This window comes from Halorientalis persicus, from assembly GCF_900110215.1.
In the GTDB taxonomy this organism is placed as follows: domain Archaea; phylum Halobacteriota; class Halobacteria; order Halobacteriales; family Haloarculaceae; genus Halorientalis; species Halorientalis persica.
The window spans coordinates 14,074-30,481 of record NZ_FOCX01000023.1 but is presented as its reverse complement, the minus strand read 5'-3'; the positions used below and the strand labels follow the sequence as shown (position 1 = coordinate 30,481).

The 16,408-nt window shown below is 65.8% G+C and carries 19 protein-coding genes; 14 read left to right on the top strand and 5 right to left on the bottom strand.

The features are described from left to right. Positions 1-7 precede the first annotated feature (7 nt). From BMX17_RS18920 to BMX17_RS18870, 11 genes are all read left to right on the top strand, one after another. Positions 8-907 (top strand): 3-hydroxyacyl-CoA dehydrogenase family protein, encoded by a 900-nt coding sequence (locus BMX17_RS18920; protein WP_092663028.1) that lies wholly within the window; start codon positions 8-10, stop codon positions 905-907. Positions 908-911: 4 nt separating this feature from the next. Beyond that, entirely contained in the window at positions 912-1,535 is a 624-nt protein-coding gene (locus tag BMX17_RS18915; protein WP_139203582.1) for a DUF2391 family protein, read from the top strand. Between the two features lie 84 nt (positions 1,536-1,619). After that, the gene (locus BMX17_RS18910; protein ID WP_092663026.1) at positions 1,620-1,799 is read left to right on the top strand and encodes an HVO_2753 family zinc finger protein; all 180 of its coding nucleotides are present in this window, start codon (positions 1,620-1,622) and stop codon (positions 1,797-1,799) included. Between the two features lie 39 nt (positions 1,800-1,838). Then, positions 1,839-2,105, top strand: a complete 267-nt coding sequence (locus tag BMX17_RS18905; RefSeq protein ID WP_092663024.1) for an elongation factor 1-beta — start codon at positions 1,839-1,841, stop codon at positions 2,103-2,105. Between the two features lie 234 nt (positions 2,106-2,339). Continuing rightward, a complete protein-coding gene (locus BMX17_RS18900; protein WP_170845478.1) occupies positions 2,340-4,619 on the top strand; it encodes a methyl-accepting chemotaxis protein in 2,280 nt (759 codons plus the stop codon). A gap of 165 nt (positions 4,620-4,784) precedes the next feature. Next, the gene (locus BMX17_RS18895; protein WP_092663020.1) at positions 4,785-5,075 is read left to right on the top strand and encodes a 50S ribosomal protein L21e; all 291 of its coding nucleotides are present in this window, start codon (positions 4,785-4,787) and stop codon (positions 5,073-5,075) included. Beyond that, positions 5,072-5,428: an RNA polymerase Rpb4 family protein gene (locus BMX17_RS18890; protein ID WP_092663018.1), complete on the top strand. Its 357-nt coding sequence runs from the start codon at positions 5,072-5,074 to the stop codon at positions 5,426-5,428. Before BMX17_RS18895 ends, BMX17_RS18890 begins: the two co-directional genes overlap by 4 nt. Before the next feature lie 46 nt (positions 5,429-5,474). Then, complete coding sequence (locus BMX17_RS18885; protein WP_092663016.1) at positions 5,475-6,071, top strand: DUF655 domain-containing protein; 597 nt, start codon at positions 5,475-5,477, stop codon at positions 6,069-6,071. Positions 6,072-6,105: 34 nt separating this feature from the next. Continuing rightward, positions 6,106-6,978 carry a 16S ribosomal RNA methyltransferase A gene (locus tag BMX17_RS18880; protein WP_092663014.1) on the top strand — a complete coding sequence of 291 codons (873 nt, stop codon included), beginning with the start codon at positions 6,106-6,108 and terminating at the stop codon, positions 6,976-6,978. Next, the gene (locus BMX17_RS18875; RefSeq protein ID WP_092663012.1) at positions 6,975-8,192 is read left to right on the top strand and encodes a mechanosensitive ion channel family protein; all 1,218 of its coding nucleotides are present in this window, start codon (positions 6,975-6,977) and stop codon (positions 8,190-8,192) included. The genes BMX17_RS18880 and BMX17_RS18875 overlap by 4 nt, the downstream gene beginning before the upstream one ends. Continuing rightward, the gene (locus BMX17_RS18870) at positions 8,189-8,770 is read left to right on the top strand and encodes a HemK2/MTQ2 family protein methyltransferase (RefSeq protein ID WP_092663010.1); all 582 of its coding nucleotides are present in this window, start codon (positions 8,189-8,191) and stop codon (positions 8,768-8,770) included. Before BMX17_RS18875 ends, BMX17_RS18870 begins: the two co-directional genes overlap by 4 nt. A 98-nt stretch (positions 8,771-8,868) precedes the next feature. Here BMX17_RS18870 and BMX17_RS18865 read toward each other — a convergent pair whose 3' ends face one another. Next, complete coding sequence (locus BMX17_RS18865; protein WP_092663008.1) at positions 8,869-9,069, bottom strand: hypothetical protein; 201 nt, start codon at positions 9,067-9,069, stop codon at positions 8,869-8,871. A gap of 279 nt (positions 9,070-9,348) precedes the next feature. Here BMX17_RS18865 and BMX17_RS18860 point away from each other — a divergent pair, with 279 nt between their 5' ends. The 3 genes from BMX17_RS18860 to BMX17_RS18850 are packed head-to-tail and all read left to right on the top strand — an operon-like array spanning position 9,349 to position 13,236. Beyond that, positions 9,349-10,344 carry a 5-methyltetrahydropteroyltriglutamate--homocysteine methyltransferase gene (locus BMX17_RS18860; protein ID WP_092663006.1) on the top strand — a complete coding sequence of 332 codons (996 nt, stop codon included), beginning with the start codon at positions 9,349-9,351 and terminating at the stop codon, positions 10,342-10,344. Continuing rightward, positions 10,341-11,399: a methionine synthase gene (locus BMX17_RS18855; protein ID WP_092663003.1), complete on the top strand. Its 1,059-nt coding sequence runs from the start codon at positions 10,341-10,343 to the stop codon at positions 11,397-11,399. Before BMX17_RS18860 ends, BMX17_RS18855 begins: the two co-directional genes overlap by 4 nt. A 40-nt stretch (positions 11,400-11,439) precedes the next feature. Then, on the top strand, positions 11,440-13,236 hold the full coding sequence (locus BMX17_RS18850; RefSeq protein ID WP_092663001.1) for an ArnT family glycosyltransferase: 1,797 nt from the start codon (positions 11,440-11,442) through the stop codon (positions 13,234-13,236). A gap of 138 nt (positions 13,237-13,374) precedes the next feature. On the opposite strand, the gene BMX17_RS18845 is transcribed toward BMX17_RS18850, so the two are convergent. Genes BMX17_RS18845 through BMX17_RS18830 form a run of 4 tightly spaced genes read right to left on the bottom strand, consistent with a single transcriptional unit; the run spans position 13,375 to position 16,315 of the window. Continuing rightward, positions 13,375-14,409: a lysylphosphatidylglycerol synthase transmembrane domain-containing protein gene (locus tag BMX17_RS18845; protein ID WP_092662999.1), complete on the bottom strand. Its 1,035-nt coding sequence runs from the start codon at positions 14,407-14,409 to the stop codon at positions 13,375-13,377. 1 nt (position 14,410) lies between these two features. Then, positions 14,411-15,295 (bottom strand): polysaccharide deacetylase family protein, encoded by an 885-nt coding sequence (locus BMX17_RS18840; protein WP_092662997.1) that lies wholly within the window; start codon positions 15,293-15,295, stop codon positions 14,411-14,413. Beyond that, on the bottom strand, positions 15,288-15,638 hold the full coding sequence (locus BMX17_RS18835) for a DUF2304 domain-containing protein (protein ID WP_092662995.1): 351 nt from the start codon (positions 15,636-15,638) through the stop codon (positions 15,288-15,290). The genes BMX17_RS18840 and BMX17_RS18835 overlap by 8 nt, the downstream gene beginning before the upstream one ends. 2 nt (positions 15,639-15,640) lie before the next feature. Continuing rightward, positions 15,641-16,315 (bottom strand): glycosyltransferase family 2 protein, encoded by a 675-nt coding sequence (locus BMX17_RS18830; protein WP_092662993.1) that lies wholly within the window; start codon positions 16,313-16,315, stop codon positions 15,641-15,643. Positions 16,316-16,408: the final 93 nt, after the last annotated feature.

Here is a 16,408-nt window from a genome sequence, read left to right as displayed (position 1 = left end):
TCTGTGCATGCGAGTCACAGTTATCGGTGCAGGGACGATGGGTGCCGGCATCGCCCACGTCTGTGCGGCCGCCGGCCACGACGTGAGTATCCGCGACATCGAACCGAACGTGGTGATGGACGCAATCGACACGATCACCAACCGTCTGAGCGGCGGCGTTGAGCGCGGCTACATCACCGAATCCGAGAAAGAACAGGCCGTCGACGACCTCGAGGGGACGACCGACCTCGACGCCGCGCTGGAGGGCGCGGATCTCGTAATCGAGGCCGTCCCGGAGGATCTGGAGCTGAAACGCGAGACCTTCGCCGACGCCGAGGACCACGTCGACGAGGAGACCATCATCGCCACGAACACCTCCTCGATGTCGGTCTCCTCGATCGCGGCGGCGCTGAAACACCCCGAGCGTGCCGTGGGCCTGCACTTCTTCAACCCGCCCCACAAGATGGGCCTGATCGAGGTCGTGCTGGCCGATCAGACCAACGAGGAAACCTCCGAGCGCGCCGAGGCGTTCGTCGACGGCCTCGGGAAGGAACCGGTCGTCGTCACCGACACACCCGGGTTCGCCTCCTCGCGGCTGGGCGTCGCGCTGGGCGTCGAGGCCATGCGGATGGTCGAGAACGGCGTCGCCAGCGTCGAGGACATCGACGCCGCGATGGAACTGGGGTACAACCACCCGGTCGGCCCGCTCGAACTCACCGACCGCGTGGGTCTTGACGTGCGACTCGACATCTGTGAGTATCTCCACGAGGAACTGGGCGACCGCTTCGAACCGCCCGAGATCCTCCGGGAGAAAGTCGAGAACGGCGACACCGGCAAGAAGGTCGGCCGCGGCTTCTACGTCTGGGAGGGCGGCGAGCCCAAAGACGTGGCCGACGACGAGGACTACGACATCGAAGACGTGATCTGAGGCGATGGTCGATCACGCCGGCGAGGACGCCGACGAGTTCGAGCCCGACGAGCGTGACCGGCCCCGGCGCGACGACCCGGACGACGAACCGCCGACGCTCGGTGATCTGCTCGACGAACTCGACGAGTACGAGGCGTCCCTGACGGACCCGGCCCGCCGACGGCGGATTCAGGAGATCATCGAGACCGCGACCGAGATCGAAGAGCCGGCGGTGTTCGGCCGGACCATCGTCGGGTTCGACCGCGCGGACCTCATGGAGGCGATGCTCGGCGCGCTCCTCTTTGGCATCCCGATGATGGTCGAGGGCGGCACGCAGGAAGTCGGTGCGTTCGTCGCCACCCGGCCGATCTATCTCGTCGGGACGCTCGCCTTCGCCGTCGCGACGACGGTCGGCATCCTTTACGTCGCCGAGTTCCAGGACGTGCGGATCTACAAGCCCATCCTCGGATTCGTCCCGCGTCGCCTGCTGGGCGTGGTCGGTGTCTCGCTCGTCCTGTCGCTCGTGATGAGTACCGCCTGGGGGCGCGTCGAGTGGGCGGAGCCGTGGCTCGCGTTCTGTACCTGTGTCGTCGCGTTCGTGCCGATGGCCATCGGTGCCGCGCTGGGCGACATCCTGCCGGGGTCGTGACGCCTGGGCGCGACCAGTCGCCCACCGAGGCCACGGCAACGCCTTATGTTAAGGGTTAAATGTCGGGCTATCCTCGCGGTAGGTATGAGCGACACTCAGCAAAAGCGGAAACAGAAGTGCATCTCCTGCGGGATCAACATCTCGGGGACGAACGCGGCCGCGTTCAAGTGTCCCGACTGTGGCCACCAGATCTACCGGTGTGCCAAGTGCCGCAAACAGAGCAACCTCTACGAGTGCCCGGACTGTGGGTTCACCGGGCCCTAAATCGCAACGGCAATCAACCCCCTGCCGCAATCTACTACCATGGGAAAAGTCGCAGCCAAGATCAAGGTAATGCCGCAGAGCCCGGACGTGGACCTGGACGCCCTGCAGGAACGTCTCGAACAGTCCCTCCCCGAGGGAGCCAAGATCAACGGATTCGAGCGTGACGACGTGGCTTTCGGCCTCGTCGCGCTGTTCCCCACCGTCGTCGTCCCCGACGACTCCGGCGGCACCGACGCCGTCGAAGAAGCCTTCGCCACGGTCGAAGGTGTCGAGTCCGTCGAAGTCGACTCGGTCGGCCGCCTCTAGTTTCGCCACCGCAATTTTCCGGCTCCGAGACCCCATAGCGACGCCGCCCCTCTGGGGCTACCGGGCACTCTCCGTTGGGTGTCGGTAATCGCATCGTTTTCGAGAACGATACTCTTCATCAGAGCGTCGATACCGATGCAATCGGCGGATATTCGGCGGTAGGTGTGGGGTCGATTATCAGACTGCATAATGGGGGACGAACGCTTATTGGGGTTGCTTGGTGACCGCGGATATATGGATTTCCGTCTCACGCGATACCTTCCGGATCGCGTCCGTCAGACGTACATCCGGCAGTACGTCTTCACGGTCGTGGTGATTCTCCTGTTGCTGGCGGTCTCGCTCCTCGGCGTCGTCGGCGTCCTCGGTGACGCCGAACAGCAGACCGTCTACGACCAACTCGAAACGGATACGGAACGCAACAGCGGGGAGGTCGACCAGTGGCTCACGCAGTACCGGACCACGTCACGCACCGTGTCGACCTCCAGCGCGCTCCAGGCCGAACCCGGACCGGCGTTACAGCGCGCGCTCAACGATACCGAGGCAGGGTTGGCCGACGAAGTGAGTGCGGTCCACTACGTGGATCTGGCTCGCGGGTCGGTCCTCGGGAGTACCGCCGACATCTCGACCGCGAGTATGCGCATCCCCTGGATCACGCGGCAGAGCTACGGCCTGGACGGCGCGGACGACGTGTACCTCTCCCAGTCGTATCTCGTCGACGGGGAGCGCTACGCCGCCTTCGTCAGCCCCGTGCCGGGCGAGAACCACTCGGTCGCGGTCGAAGTCTCGGTCTCTGACTCTTTCGACTTCCAGAACCAGATCAACGGCTCGCACGTGATCGTGATGGACGGGAACGGGTTCATGCTGTACGACGGCAACCAGTCCGCCACGAACCTCTACACCGGTGCGGGCGAGGAACGGATGCTCACGAACACGACCGCCGGCGGTGAGATCTTCGAGGACAACAGCACGGTACTGAGCTACCAGCAGGTACCGGGCACCGACCTCATCGTGTTGCTGCGAGCGCCCACCTCGGCCTACGCGGTGGGCTGGCAGTCGCTCCAGTACCTCGTGCTCATCTTCGGGCTGGTCGCCGGGAGTATGTTCCTGCTGGGCTTCGTGATCGTCCGCCCCACCGCGAAGTCGATCAACCGGCTGGTCGACCGGGCCAAATCCATCGAGAACGGTGATCTCGACGTGTCGATGGAGACCCACAGGACAGACGAGATCGGGACGCTCTTTGCCTCGTTCGCGAGTATGCGCGACTCGCTGGCCGACCGGATCGACGAGATCGAGCGCGCCCGCGAGGAAGCCCGGGCCGACGCCGAGGCCGCACGCGAAGAAGCCGAGGCCGCCCGCCGCGAGGCCGAGGAGTTCACCGAACACCTCGAAGCGACCGCCGACGAGTACGGCTCGGTGATCCGGGCCTGCGCGGACGGCGACCTCACCCGCCGGCTCGAACCCGACGAGGAGAGTTCGGCGATGGCCGAGATCGCTCGCGCGTTCAACGAAACCATGAGCGAACTGGAAGCGACGGTCGCCCGCGTCCGGTCCTTCGCCGACGAGGTCGCCGCGTCGACCACCCGAGCCGTCGACGCCACCGAGTCCGCGCGGGAACGCAGTCGGACCGTCTCGGAGAACGTCCAGGGAATCGCCGACGACGCCGTCGACCAGAACCAGCAACTCACCGGCGTCACCGACGAGATGAACGATCTCAGCGCGACCGTCGAGGAGGTCGCGGCGACCGCAAACACCGTCGCCGACCTGGCCACCGAGACCGAGGCCGCGGCCACCGAGGGGGCCGAAGCCGCCAGTGAGGCCACCGCGGAGATGGCCGAGATCGAGACGGCGACCGAAGAGACCGTCGCGGACGTGCAGGCGCTGGACGCCGAAGTCGACCGCGTGGCCGAAATCGTCGACCTGATCGACGACATCGCCGAGCAGACGAACGTGCTGGCGCTGAACGCCTCCATCGAGGCGGCCCACGCCGACGGGGACGGCGACGGGTTCGCCGTCGTCGCCGACGAGGTGAAAGAACTCGCCGAACAGACCCGCGAGGCGACCCAGGAGATCGATTCTCTCCTGACCGAACTGTCCGAACAGACCCGTGAGGCAGTCGCCGACATGGAGGCGATGCAGGACGACGTCAAGAGCGGTGTCGAGACGACCGAGGGGGCGCTGGACGCGCTGGAAGACATCGCGGAGAAGGTCGAACAGACGACCGACGGCGTCCGCGAGATCAGCGAGGCGACCGACGATCAGGCGGCCTCGGCACAGGAAGTCGTCTCGATGACCGATCAGGCGACCGACGTGAGCGAACGGACCGCCGACCGCGCCGGCGAGGTGGCAGACACCGCGACGACCCAGGCCGATCAGCTGGAGTCGGTGACCGAGACCGCCCGGACCATCGCGGAGCAGGCCGGGGACCTCCGCGCGCTGATGGACGAGTTCACCGTCGACGCGACCGACGTGGATGTCGACGCCGCCGACGCGGATCTGGCGTCGACCGACGACTGACTGGGGACGCGACCGGAACGTCTCCGAACTCGAGCACGGGGCCTCTGACCGCGACGCGAACGGCCGGAACCCGAAGCGACCCGTGAGCTGAGAGCTGGTCGCCACGCCGCTGGCCGCGACGGAACGCACGTTTTATAAGCCCGACCACACAACCGACAGCCACGAATGCCCAATTCGAACGGTCCACTCAAGAAGACGCGCCACGAGCTGAGTAACGACCCCCGTGACCGGGGGACGTCGCCGCCCCAGCGGTCCGTTCAGGAGTTCGAGGCGGGCCAGAAAGTCCACCTCAAGATCGACCCGTCGGTCAACGACGGACGATTCCACCCGCGGTTCAACGGGCACACCGGAACGGTCGACGGCAAGCAGGGAGAGGCCTACAAGGTCCTGATCGAGGATCAGGGCAAAGAGAAGACGATCATCGCAAAGCCCGCCCACATCACCGTCCAGGAATGACGATCTTCAAGGAGAAGGTCGGCGAGGAGTACCTGACGCTCGCCGAGACCAAGGAGATCCTCGAATCGCTCGAACACGAGCGGGCCACCGACGAGGATCGGGAGATGCGCTACGAACTGGCGCGGGCCATCGAGCACGTCAACCGCTTCGCCACGCTCGACCCCGAGGAGTCCCAGGAGTTCGTCGACGAACTACGGGACCTGGAGAAGGTCGACGAGGCGACGGCCTACAAGATCGCGAACACGACGCCACAGGACCGCGACGAGTTGCGCGCGATTTACGCCCAGGAACGGTTCTCCCTCTCGGGCGACGAACTCGACGACATCCTCGACGTCGTCGCGAAGTACGTCTAGACCTCCCACTGGGGCTTTTATGTATCCCGTCGCCGTATCGGCGTGTATGAGCGATTCCGAGAGCGGCGACCCGACTGCCGACACGGAGCGTGAGACGGGTGTCGTCCTCGACTTCCTGCCCCACGGGCGCACGGAAGACGACCGCCCACAGTACGAGAAGTCGCCGCTCGCGTACGTCCTGACCGAATCCGACTTCGAACTGTTCGAGCTTCGGGTCGACGAGGACGCCGGCGTCCAGATCGGCGACCGTGTTCCCGTCGAGCGCGGCGCGGACAGCCCGGTCGAGCGCATCCGCACGATCGAGTACGAGGATCTCCCCAGCGGTGCGCGTTCGGAACTGGAGTACGTCGTCGAAGAGATCGTCACGGCCAACGAGGAGCGGTTCGTCGACTTCTACAACGACGCCCAGCCCATCACGCTGCGGCTCCACCAGCTGAACCTCCTTCCAGGGATCGGCAAAAAGCTCCGCAACAACATCCTCGACGAGCGCGACCGCCGCCCCTTCCAGAACTTCGAGGACCTGCAGGCCCGGGTCAACGGCCTCCACAACCCCCGAGAGGTACTGGTCGAGCGCGTCCTCGAGGAGATGCGCGAAGACGATCTGAAATACCGGACGTTCGTCGGCACCGACGACCAGGACTGACACGTTTTTGGTCGGTGAGGTTCTGGGTCCGCCAATGACTGGTGGCCCCGCCGACGACGCGCCGACGCCCGGTAGCCGCGCCCCCGACGCCCTGCTTTCCCGCGCCGGCGTGCGCGGCGACCCCAACCGGGACCAGCACTTCCTCGTCGACGACCGGGTCCTCGACCGGCTCCCGGACTACGCCACCGAGATCGACGCCGACACGAGCCACGTCCTCGAGATCGGCGGCGGGACAGGCGCGCTCACCGACCGCCTGCTCGCGGTCGCCGACCGGGTGACCGTGATCGAGCGCGACCCGGACCTCACCGCCTTCCTCCGGGAGGAGTTCGCCACCGAGATCGACGCCGACCGCCTCACCGTGATCGGGGGTGACGCGCTGGAGGTTGATCTACCCGACTTTTCGCTCTCGGTCTCGAACCTGCCGTACGGCATCTCCAGCGAGATCGCCTTTCGACTTCTGTCCCGCGACCGACCGCTGATTCTCATGTTCCAGCGGGAGTTCGCCGAGCGGATGGCCGCCGCTCCGGCCACCGACGAGTACGGTCGCCTCTCGGTGACCGCCGGCCACTACGCCGACGTGGAGGTCGTCGAGACCGTTCCCAAGGAGGCGTTCTCACCGCCGCCGGCCGTCGAGAGCGCCGTCGTGCGGGCCCGTCCCCGGTCTCCCGACTACGAAGTGCCGGACGACGACTTCTTCCTCGATTTCGTTACTGCTGTGTTCACCCAGCGCCGGAAGACGATGCGCAACGCGGTGCGGAACACGGCCCATATCTCGGGGCTGGACGAGCCAGACGCGGTGGTCGAGGCTGCCGACGAGGACCTGATGGGGCGGCGCGCGGGGAAAGTTACGCCCGCGGAGTTCGCCGAGTTAGCGCGGCTGGCGTGGGAGGTGGGCGAGCCGAGATGACGCTCCTGCTGGTCGACGGGGTCCAGAACGCCTTCGCCTCGCGGATGAGTCGACTGCTGGCCAGCCTCGTCGTCCTACTGGCGCTCGCGGCGGTCGGCGTCGGCATACGGCGGGCGGGAGCACACCTCGAATCCCGGTTCTCGACCGACGACACGGAGGCGATCCAGGCGATCACGTTCAGTCTGGCGGCCGCACTGGCGAGTGCCTTCCTCGTCATCATCTGGCACGCCGTCGACACCGTCCAGGCCAGTTTCGAGACGGTCAAAGTCGGCCCAAGACAGGGTGTCCTCGCACTGGTGGGGGTGTTGACGCTGATCGTCGCGTACGCGCTCACCCGCGTCAGCAAGGGGTTGCTGGAGCAGCGAAGCGGCGACGTGCTCACGGCCCACCGGCGGGAGATTATCCATCACCTGATCCAGCTCGTGGTCTACGTCTTCGCGGCCGTGTTCGTCATGTCGCTGGCCGGCGTCAATCCGTCGGACCTGCTCCTCGGTGCGGGCGTCATCGGGCTGGTGGTCGGTCTCGCCGCACGCCAGACCCTCGGGGCCGTCCTCGCCGGGTTCGTCCTGATCTTCGCCCGCCCGTTCGAGGTGGGCGACTGGATCGTCGTGGAGGACCGCGAGGGTGTCGTCACCGACGTGTCGCTGTTCAACACGCGCCTGCGGACCTACGACGACGAACACGTGCTGTTGCCAAACGACGAGGTGACCGCGACACAGATCGTCAACCGCTCGAAATCGGGTCGGCTCCGGGTCTCCGTCGACGTGGGTGTCGACTACGAAGCGGACGTGACCCGCGCGGCAGAGGTGGCCGAACAGGCGATGCAGGGCTGTGACGTCGACCCGCTGCTCTCCCGTCCCGAACCCGTCGTCGTCGGCAAGCAGTTCGGGGACTCGGCGGTCGTACTGGAGTGTCGGTTCTGGATCTCGGACCCCACCGCGCCCCGGAAGTGGGAGGCCCAGACCGCCGTCATCGACGCGATCAAAGAGGCCTTCGACGAGGAGGGTATCAAGATTCCGTTCCCCCAGCGGGAACTGCTCGGTCGTGAAGAGGCCGGCGGCCTCCGGCTCGCGGGCAACGGCGTCGACGTGGCGACTGGCGACGCGACGAGCGGAGAGCGGACGGCCGGGAACGAGACCGACGGCGAGTCTGCTGACAGTCCCGACGGTGTGACCCCCAGGGAGGGATCGGCGACGGGGGGCGACGAGTCGTGACCGATCTCGCCGAGCGCCGAGACCTCGATCAGGTGTACCAGCCCGCCGAGGACACCCGACTGCTGGCCGAGACGGCCGCCGAGTGCGTCGGGGACGGCGACCGTGTGCTGGACGTGGGGACTGGGAGCGGCTACGTCGCCAGCGTGGCCGAAGACAGCGGAGCCGACGTGGTGGGCGCGGACATCAACCCGCTGGCCTGCCAGGAGGCCCGCGAGAACGGCGTCCCGGTCGTGCAGGCGAACCTGACCGATCCCTTCCGGAACAGGAGCTTCGACGTCGTCCTCTTCAACCCGCCGTACCTGCCGACACCGCCGGCGGACGAACGGAACGACTGGATGGAGTACGCGCTCTCGGGCGGCGAAGACGGCCGGGCCGTGATCGAACCGTTCATAGACGGCGTGGGTCGCGTCCTCGCGTCAGGCGGCGAGGTGCTGTTGCTCGTGTCGACGCTCACCGACCCCGACGCCGTCGTCGATTTCGCGGCCGACTACGGGTTCGATGCGACCGAGATCGCGAGCGAGAAACACGCCTTCGAGCGACTACTCGTGTTGAGACTTCAGCGCTCGACCGACGGCTGACCGGCCGGAAGACTGATCGAGAACTCGGTGCGCGCCGGATAAACGGACGCACCCGCGTTCCAGGGATACGGAACGCGAGTGTCCTTTCACGATAGCGGCTAGATCAGGCCGATCGACGACAGCAGGTCCAGGAGCACTCGATTCGCCTCCGGCGGAAGGTTCGCCCCGACTTTGGCGATGATCTCCGCGAGGATCTGATCGAACGCACTGGTGTCTCCCCCTGTCTCTGCCGCTGCGGTTCCAACCCCGAACACCCCCGCCAGGACGGCGAGGATCGCTTTCATGGCAATTCGTTTCATGCCACCAGCCACTATTCGGACCTGCCGGATAAACAAGATGATTAACTACGCTAAGCTCCTGAAACAAAACTTATTTCACGACTGTTTGTGTGTAAAATAGCCAGTGTCGATCAGACAGCTCGATTGTTGATGAGATCGGTCCGACGGGGTACTGTTCCCCGTAAACACCCAGTGGTACCGTCGTGCCGTTTTATATACCCTCTCGTCGGACGGATCATAACTCGAAGTCATCAAACCGATTAGCAAATATTAAAGGGCGTCATTTCGTACAGGATTGCAATGTCAGAGGTAGTTACGACGACACCGGGATTGTACCCGTTGCCCGACTGGGCGAAAGACGAGTTATCCGATCTGAAGGGCCACCAGAAGGCCGATCTGATCGACGGGACCGAGGGCGAGGCTATCGAAGACGCCTACGGACGCGTCCGGAGCGAGTACGTCGACCGCCAGCAGTCGGCCGGCCTCGACCGGATCGTCGAGGGGCAGGGCCGCTGGGACGACATGATTGCCCACCCGCTCGCGGTCGCCGACGCCGTCGATACCCGTGGGATCGTCCGGTATTACGACAACAACAACTTCTACCGGGAGCCGGTCGTGACCGGTGACCTCGCCGCGACTGGCGACGTGGCCGCCGAACTCGACGCCGCGAGCGAGCAGGTCGATGCGGGTCTGCAGGCGGTTCTCCCCGGTCCGTACTCTCTGGCCGATCTGGCGACCGACGAACACTACGGCGACGACGCCGCGTTCCTCGACGCGATCAGCGAGTTCCTGATCGAGGAGATCGCCGAGTTCCCCGACGTGGAGACGCTGTTCCTGCTCGAACCGTCGCTGGTCGAGAACCCGCCCGGTGACGGCGCGGACGAGCGCGCCAGCGAGGCCATCGACGCCGTCGCCGCGGCCGCCGACGCCGACGTGGTCGCCCACACCTACTGGGGCGCACTGGACGAGAAGGTCTACGCCCACCTGATGGACGCCGACGTGGACGCCATCGGGTTCGACTTCGTGGCCGACCACGAGGACAACGTCTACAACATCAGCGAGTACGGTACCAAAGACGACATCGCGCTCGGCATCGTCGATGGACAGAACACGCTGGTCGAGGAACCCGAGACCATCGCCGAGCGCATCGAGTGGGTCGACGACAACACCCCCAGCACCGACTTCGAGACGATTTACGCGACGATCAACACCGAGACGTTCTATCTCCCTGTCAACAAGTACGAGGCGAAACTGGACGCGCTGGCCGCAGTCAACAAAGAGGTGATCTCCGCATGACGCGAGAGCAGTTCCGTCCCGAGAACCATCCGAACGACCACTTCCTGCTGACGACCGTCGTCGGCAGTTACAAGAAACCAAAGTGGCTCGACCGCGCCCGCGAGCTCCTCGAAGACGAGGACGCGAGTTTCGACGAGGACGACTGGGAGGAAGCCGCCGACGACGCCGCCCGCCTCATCACCGAGGAACACGAACGGTCCGGGCTCGACGCCGTCGTCGACGGCGAGATGCGACGCAACGAGATGGTCGAGTACTTCGCCCACCTGATCGAGGGCTACGAGTTCAACGGCCGCGTGAAGGTCTGGGGCCACAACTACTTCGATAAACCCTCCGTCGTCGAGAACGTCGAGTACGGTCAGGAGTGGCTGGTCGACGAGTTCGAGTTCACCGACTCGGTGGCCGAACGCCCCGTCAAAGTGCCGATCACCGGCCCCTACACGCTCGCGAGCTGGTCGTTCAACGAGGTCTACGACGACGACGAGGCACTGGCCTACGACCTGGCCGACCTCGTCAACGAGGAGATCGAACGGCTCGTGGACGCCGGCGCGAAGTACATCCAGATCGACGAACCCGCGCTGGCGACGACGCCGGACGACCACGCCATCGTCGGCAACTGTCTGGACCGGATCGTCGAGAACGTGCCCGAGGACGTGCGGATCGGCCTGCACGTCTGTTACGGCGACTACTCGCGGATCTACCCCGAGATGCTCGACTACCCGGTCGACGAGTACGATCTGGAACTCTGTAACGGCAACTACGAGCAACTCGACGTGTTCACCGAACACGAGTTCACCAAGGACCTCGCGCTGGGCGTCGTGGACGTTCACGTCGCCGAGGTCGAACCCGTCGCGGAGATCAAAGAGAACATCAAGAAAGGGTTCGAGATCGTCCCGCCCGAGCAGTTGACGGTCTCGCCCGACTGCGGGCTGAAGCTCCTGCCCCGTGAGGTGGCCTACGGCAAGATGGAGAACATGGTCCAGGCCGCCCGCGAGGTCGAGGAAGAACTCGACGCTGGCGAGATAGACGTGGGGCTGGCCGCCCCGACGAGCGACTGACTCCGTTCCGTTTTTACCGCCGTCACGGATTGAGTCCGGTATGGCCTCCCGCATTCGTGCCCTCTTTCGCCGCGTCCGCACGCAGGTCGCGGACGACTTCCGATCCGATCCGTACCTGCCGTTCATCGTCTTGCTCGCGGCCGTGCTCTGTAGCTTCTGGTTCTGGCACCGCATCCCCAACTTCGCGACCAGAGACGAGAAGAGCCGTCTGCTCGACGCGATGGTCCCCATGGGGCGGATGATCGCCGATCCCAGCATCGAGACGCTCCAGCGAAGCGTCGAGTGGAGCCGGGTCCCCTTCGGACCGACGCTGTACCTGTTCGGGCTGGCGCTGTTGCCAGTCCTGCTGGTGTCGGTCCTGACGGGCGATCTGTCGGCGTTCACGGAACTGGGCTACCCCCAGCCGGAGTTCGGCTACTACCCGGCCTGGCACGGGACGCCGGAGTGGATCTGGACCTGGAGTCTCGTGTTCGTCAGACTGTTCAACGTCGCCTTCGCCGTCGGCGCGGTCTACCTGACCTATCGCCTCGGCACCGTACTCCGGGACCGCGCGACAGGTCGGCTGGCCGCGCTCGTCCTGACGCTCACCTTCGGCTTCCTCACCATCGCTCACGAAGGCGGGGAGGATATGCCCGCGCTCTTTTTCCTCCTGCTGGCGCTGTACCTGCTCGTCCGGTACGTCCGGACCGGCGACGGGACGGCGTTCCTCGCGGCCAGCGCGACCGGTGGGGTCGCTATCGCGTTCAAGTTGACCGCCGCGCCCATCGTCTTTCTGGTCGGGCTGGCGTACCTGCTGCGTGGCCGTCACGTCGAGGGAGAGTGGTTCGAGGCGCTGTTCCGGCCGCGGCTGGTCGCCGGTGGCGCGCTGCTGGGCTTACTCGCAATTCTCGTCGGGTATCCCACGTTCCTCGTCGGGAGCTTCGACAAGTTCCTGTATCGGGTCCTCGAACAACCGGGCGCACGGAGCACACACACTACCGGCCCGACCGCCCAGATCTGGTGGTGGTTCCTCCGAGGCTATTTCAGCGCGCTCGGACTGCCGCTGTTTTTCGCGGCACTGGCCGGCGTCGTCGCGAGTCTGTCGGCGGTGCGTGACCAGGCCACCAGTACCGACGCGCTGGCGCTCGCGGGCGTCGCGCTCGTCGTCTACCTCCTGCTGTTCTCGGGCTGGCACGACTTCCGGGTCCACCACCTGCTGCCGACGTTCCCGCTGATCGCACTCCTGCTCGCGCTGTCGCTGATCCGGTTGCGCGAGCGGAACCCGTCCGTCGGGACGCCCGTGATCGCACTCCTGCTGGTGACGACCGGAATCTACGCCGGCGTCGGCGTCGGGGGCTACGCCTCGATGCCCCGCGATCAGGCGACCGAGTGGTTACAGGACAACGCCGACGACGACGCCACGATGGAGATCTACCGGCGGGACTTCCACGACGCCGCCGTCCCCCACGATATGCGGATCAATCACCTGTTCGGGCCGGAGGACGAGGCCGAAGCGGCGTCGATCGTCGACTGCCCCGAGTACATCCAGCTCGGGTATCGCGACCTGCTCTACCTGCAAAACGGCACCTACTACCGCAACGGCAGGGACCAGCAGGCGTACTTCCGGGACCTGCTCTCCGGTGAGTACAGCTACCGCATCGTCGCCGAGTTCGGGCCGCGCCCGCCGAACTTCGTCCCCGACCGGCCGACGCCGGGGTCGGTGACGGATCTGTTCCACGTCGGCCTGGTGCCCCAGACCGACCAGTACGCCGACGAGCAGGAACTCGCGGAGAACCAGTACACGGTGATCCTACAGCGGGACAGCGCCTGTGAATACGGGCGATTCCCGCCGTTCTAGGCGTCCGATTGGGCACGAACAACCGGACGCCCGATTCCGGAACCGAGCCGTCGATACCGGGCAATCGAACTCTCCCTCGTCGCGGCCCTGTACCCGTACCGCGCGACGCCGACGGGGTGATACAGCGGGGACACACCGCTACGCTTCCTGGTCGGGAGCGAGCGACGACACGTCGACCTTCAGCGAGGGGTACCAGCCCGCGACCGCGGGGAGGTAGATTCCGAGGAAGCGGTCGATCAGGATTACGGGCACGATCACGTCGCCGGGCACACCCAGTGCGACGAAGACGGCGGTCGCGGTCGCTTCGGTGACGCCGATTCCACCGGGTGTGAGCGGGAGCAGGGTGACGCTGTAGGCCGCGACCAGCACGAGCGGGAGCACGATGGCGGGCTCGAAACTCGTGCCGAACCCCCACAGCAAGAGCAGGACGCGAGCGCCGGGCGCGAGCACCAGCGCCCCCGCCCACCCCGCGCCGTAGTGGAGCCAGATGCGCGGATCGGTCGTCAGCCGCCGGAACGAACTCGTCGACGACGTCGTGTACTCCGTAACCGCTCGCAGACGCTCGGCCAGTCCGGTGCCGATCCGGGGAACGCGCGCCACCACGTCCGCGAGTCCCTCGATCAGCCGATCGAGGAATTCGAGGTTCATCCCGGCGAGCAACACGAACCCGCCGGCGGCGACGTACAGCCCCGTCGAGAGTGCGACCAGCGCGAGCAGCCCCCAGGGGAGCCGTCCCAGCACGAATGCGACCCCTGACAGTGCAACGGCCCCGTAGTAGATCGCGTACAGACCGGTGTGGACGCCCGCGACCGCCGTTGCGTCAGCGTACCCGATCCCAGTCTCACTCCGGACGACGAACGGCGCAGCGACCCGACCGGAGAGCCGGGAGGGCAACAACTGGTTGACGAACTTCACGATGAGATCGGCGCTGGCGGCCTCGCGGAACCGAACCTCGCCGAACGGACGGCTGACGACGTACCACGTGTAGAAGTGCGCGAGGAGCGCGGCGACGCTCACGAGCAACACCGCGAGGATCGTCGCGGCGTCCAGCCGGCTGAGCAGGACGAGAACGTTCGCGAGGTCGACCTGCGTGAGCAGCCAGCCAAGCGCCGCTAGCCCCAGCGCGTATTGGGCCAGCGTGACCGCGATCCCGCGACGGGTCCGCCCGGACACGCTACTCCTCCTCCGGTCGGCCCTCGATCCGTCCTGCCCCTGCAGTTCCGGTGGATGGGTCGGTCGCGATGGCGTCCGCGACGACCTCGCGGGCGGTCGTGAACGCGAAATCCTGTGCGAGGATTCGCTCGACCGCCCGGCGCATCCATTCGCCGGTGTGGTAGTAGACGCGCCGGGGGACGCCCTCGACGGCTGGCAGGTCGACGAACTCCCACGGGTGGACGTACAGCACCGGCGTGATCCCGCGCCGGGCGAGCAGTTTCATCCCGAGGATCGTGTACCGCGGGCCGAAAAACCGGAGCCAGGTGCCCGTCAGCGGCAACCGGAGCCCAGGCATGACGCTGACAGGCAACTCCGCGAGTCCCGTCGGCGCGTCCGGGTCGACCGCCGTCGCGGGTGCGGGTCGGTGGAGGTCGAACTCGCCGCCGTACCAGCCCGGAATCGTCCGGCTGGCGACGACACTCGAGTCGTAGCGGTAGCCGGTCTCCGCCAGCACCGCGAAGTGGTCCGACGCGAGGTCGAACGCCGGCGCGCGAAAGCCCGTCACCGGTTCGTCCGTGACCTCGGTCAGCACCTCCCGCGAACGGGCCAGTTCCTCGCGACGGTCGGCGGCCGACAGCTCCGAGAGCAGCCGGTGGCTGTGGGTGTGTGATCCGATCTCGAAGCCGGCGTCTGCGAGTGCCCGGACCGCGTCGGGGTGGGACTCGGCGACCGACGAGACGACGAAACAGGTCGCCGTGGCGTCGTGGGTGGCCAGGGTGCGACGGAGGAACTCCCCGCCGTCCAGTCCGACGCCGTCTTCGTCCATCGTCCCGTCGGCGGACCGATAGGCTGGCGTCTGCTCGAACAACTCGAAATCGATCGAGAGGACTGCGCGGTCACTCATCCAGTTCCTCAAGTTCGCTTTTCAGCAGACTCACTTCCTCGTTCAGCCGCGAGAGCCGGTCGTACAGCTTCCCGATGCGGTTAATGAGGTAGGTGATTATCACGAACAACACCAGGTTCGAGACGACCAGAATCGCACGTGCCTTCCACTCCAGTCCGAGAAGCGTGGCGAGCATCTCGAAGAAGTTCGGATAGACGGCGACGAACATCAGGCCGGCCCCGACGAAAAGGGACATGACGAAGAGGGCAAGCGCCTCCCGGCCCTCCTTGACGAGGTAGTAGCCGTTCGCGAGGAACAGGGCACCGACCAGCAACGACAGGAGGTTGACGAGCGTGAAATCCATCGTTAGCGAAAGAGCAGGACCCTGAGTATCACGTCGGTCATCCGGAGCGGGTAGAGGACGAACGTGTCGAGCGAGAACTGCGATTCGCCCTCCTCCCGAGTCGGAATCTCGATGGAGACCTCGGTGATCCGGAAGTCCCGTTTGGCGGCTTCGAGGGTCTGTTCGACCGCCCAGTGTTTGTCCGACCGATGCAGGATCGTCGCCAGCGCCGACACCCGGTAGACCCGGAAGCCGCTGGTCACGTCGGTGATGTCGATGCCGCCGAGCGTGTTGACCATCTTCGTGAAGAAGGCGATACCGAGTTTCCGCGTCAGCGAGTAGTCCTGGAAACTCTCGTTGAGGTACCGGCTCGCGATGACCATGTCCGAGTCGGCCGCCGCGTCTAGCAACTGGGGGATGTACTCCGGGTCGTGTTGCCCGTCGGCGTCGACCTGGAGCACGAAGTCGTAATCGTGCTGGATGGCGTACTGGTAGCCGGTTCGGACGGCTCCGCCCACGCCCGTGTTGAACACGTGTTCGACGACCGTCGCACCGTGTTCGCGGGCGATCTGGGCGGTGCTGTCGCTGGACCCGTCGTCGACCACGACCACCCGGTCGACGTGTTCATGAGTCCCATCGATCACCGGACCGATGGTGTCGGCCTCGTTGTACGCGGGGATGACGGCGACGACGTCCACTGAGAGAGTTGCTCGCATCGGTAAACTTAGACCTGTCGTTTGTCTCGAATGCGCCGGACTGGACGGAAAGACATAGTTGTGTCCGTATCGTCG

Coding starts and splice junctions, on each gene's coding strand:
- BMX17_RS18840 (WP_092662997.1), bottom strand. CDS start 15,295: ATGAGTGACCGCGCAGTCCTCTCGATCGATTTCGAGTTGTTCGAGCAG.
- BMX17_RS18885 (WP_092663016.1), top strand. CDS start 5,475: ATGAGCGATTCCGAGAGCGGCGACCCGACTGCCGACACGGAGCGTGAG.
- BMX17_RS18880 (WP_092663014.1), top strand. CDS start 6,106: ATGACTGGTGGCCCCGCCGACGACGCGCCGACGCCCGGTAGCCGCGCC.
- BMX17_RS18855 (WP_092663003.1), top strand. CDS start 10,341: ATGACGCGAGAGCAGTTCCGTCCCGAGAACCATCCGAACGACCACTTC.
- BMX17_RS18860 (WP_092663006.1), top strand. CDS start 9,349: ATGTCAGAGGTAGTTACGACGACACCGGGATTGTACCCGTTGCCCGAC.
- BMX17_RS18895 (WP_092663020.1), top strand. CDS start 4,785: ATGCCCAATTCGAACGGTCCACTCAAGAAGACGCGCCACGAGCTGAGT.
- BMX17_RS18835 (WP_092662995.1), bottom strand. CDS start 15,638: ATGGATTTCACGCTCGTCAACCTCCTGTCGTTGCTGGTCGGTGCCCTG.
- BMX17_RS18865 (WP_092663008.1), bottom strand. CDS start 9,069: ATGAAACGAATTGCCATGAAAGCGATCCTCGCCGTCCTGGCGGGGGTG.
- BMX17_RS18920 (WP_092663028.1), top strand. CDS start 8: ATGCGAGTCACAGTTATCGGTGCAGGGACGATGGGTGCCGGCATCGCC.
- BMX17_RS18900 (WP_170845478.1), top strand. CDS start 2,340: ATGGATTTCCGTCTCACGCGATACCTTCCGGATCGCGTCCGTCAGACG.
- BMX17_RS18850 (WP_092663001.1), top strand. CDS start 11,440: ATGGCCTCCCGCATTCGTGCCCTCTTTCGCCGCGTCCGCACGCAGGTC.
- BMX17_RS18915 (WP_139203582.1), top strand. CDS start 912: ATGGTCGATCACGCCGGCGAGGACGCCGACGAGTTCGAGCCCGACGAG.
- BMX17_RS18890 (WP_092663018.1), top strand. CDS start 5,072: ATGACGATCTTCAAGGAGAAGGTCGGCGAGGAGTACCTGACGCTCGCC.
- BMX17_RS18875 (WP_092663012.1), top strand. CDS start 6,975: ATGACGCTCCTGCTGGTCGACGGGGTCCAGAACGCCTTCGCCTCGCGG.
- BMX17_RS18905 (WP_092663024.1), top strand. CDS start 1,839: ATGGGAAAAGTCGCAGCCAAGATCAAGGTAATGCCGCAGAGCCCGGAC.
- BMX17_RS18910 (WP_092663026.1), top strand. CDS start 1,620: ATGAGCGACACTCAGCAAAAGCGGAAACAGAAGTGCATCTCCTGCGGG.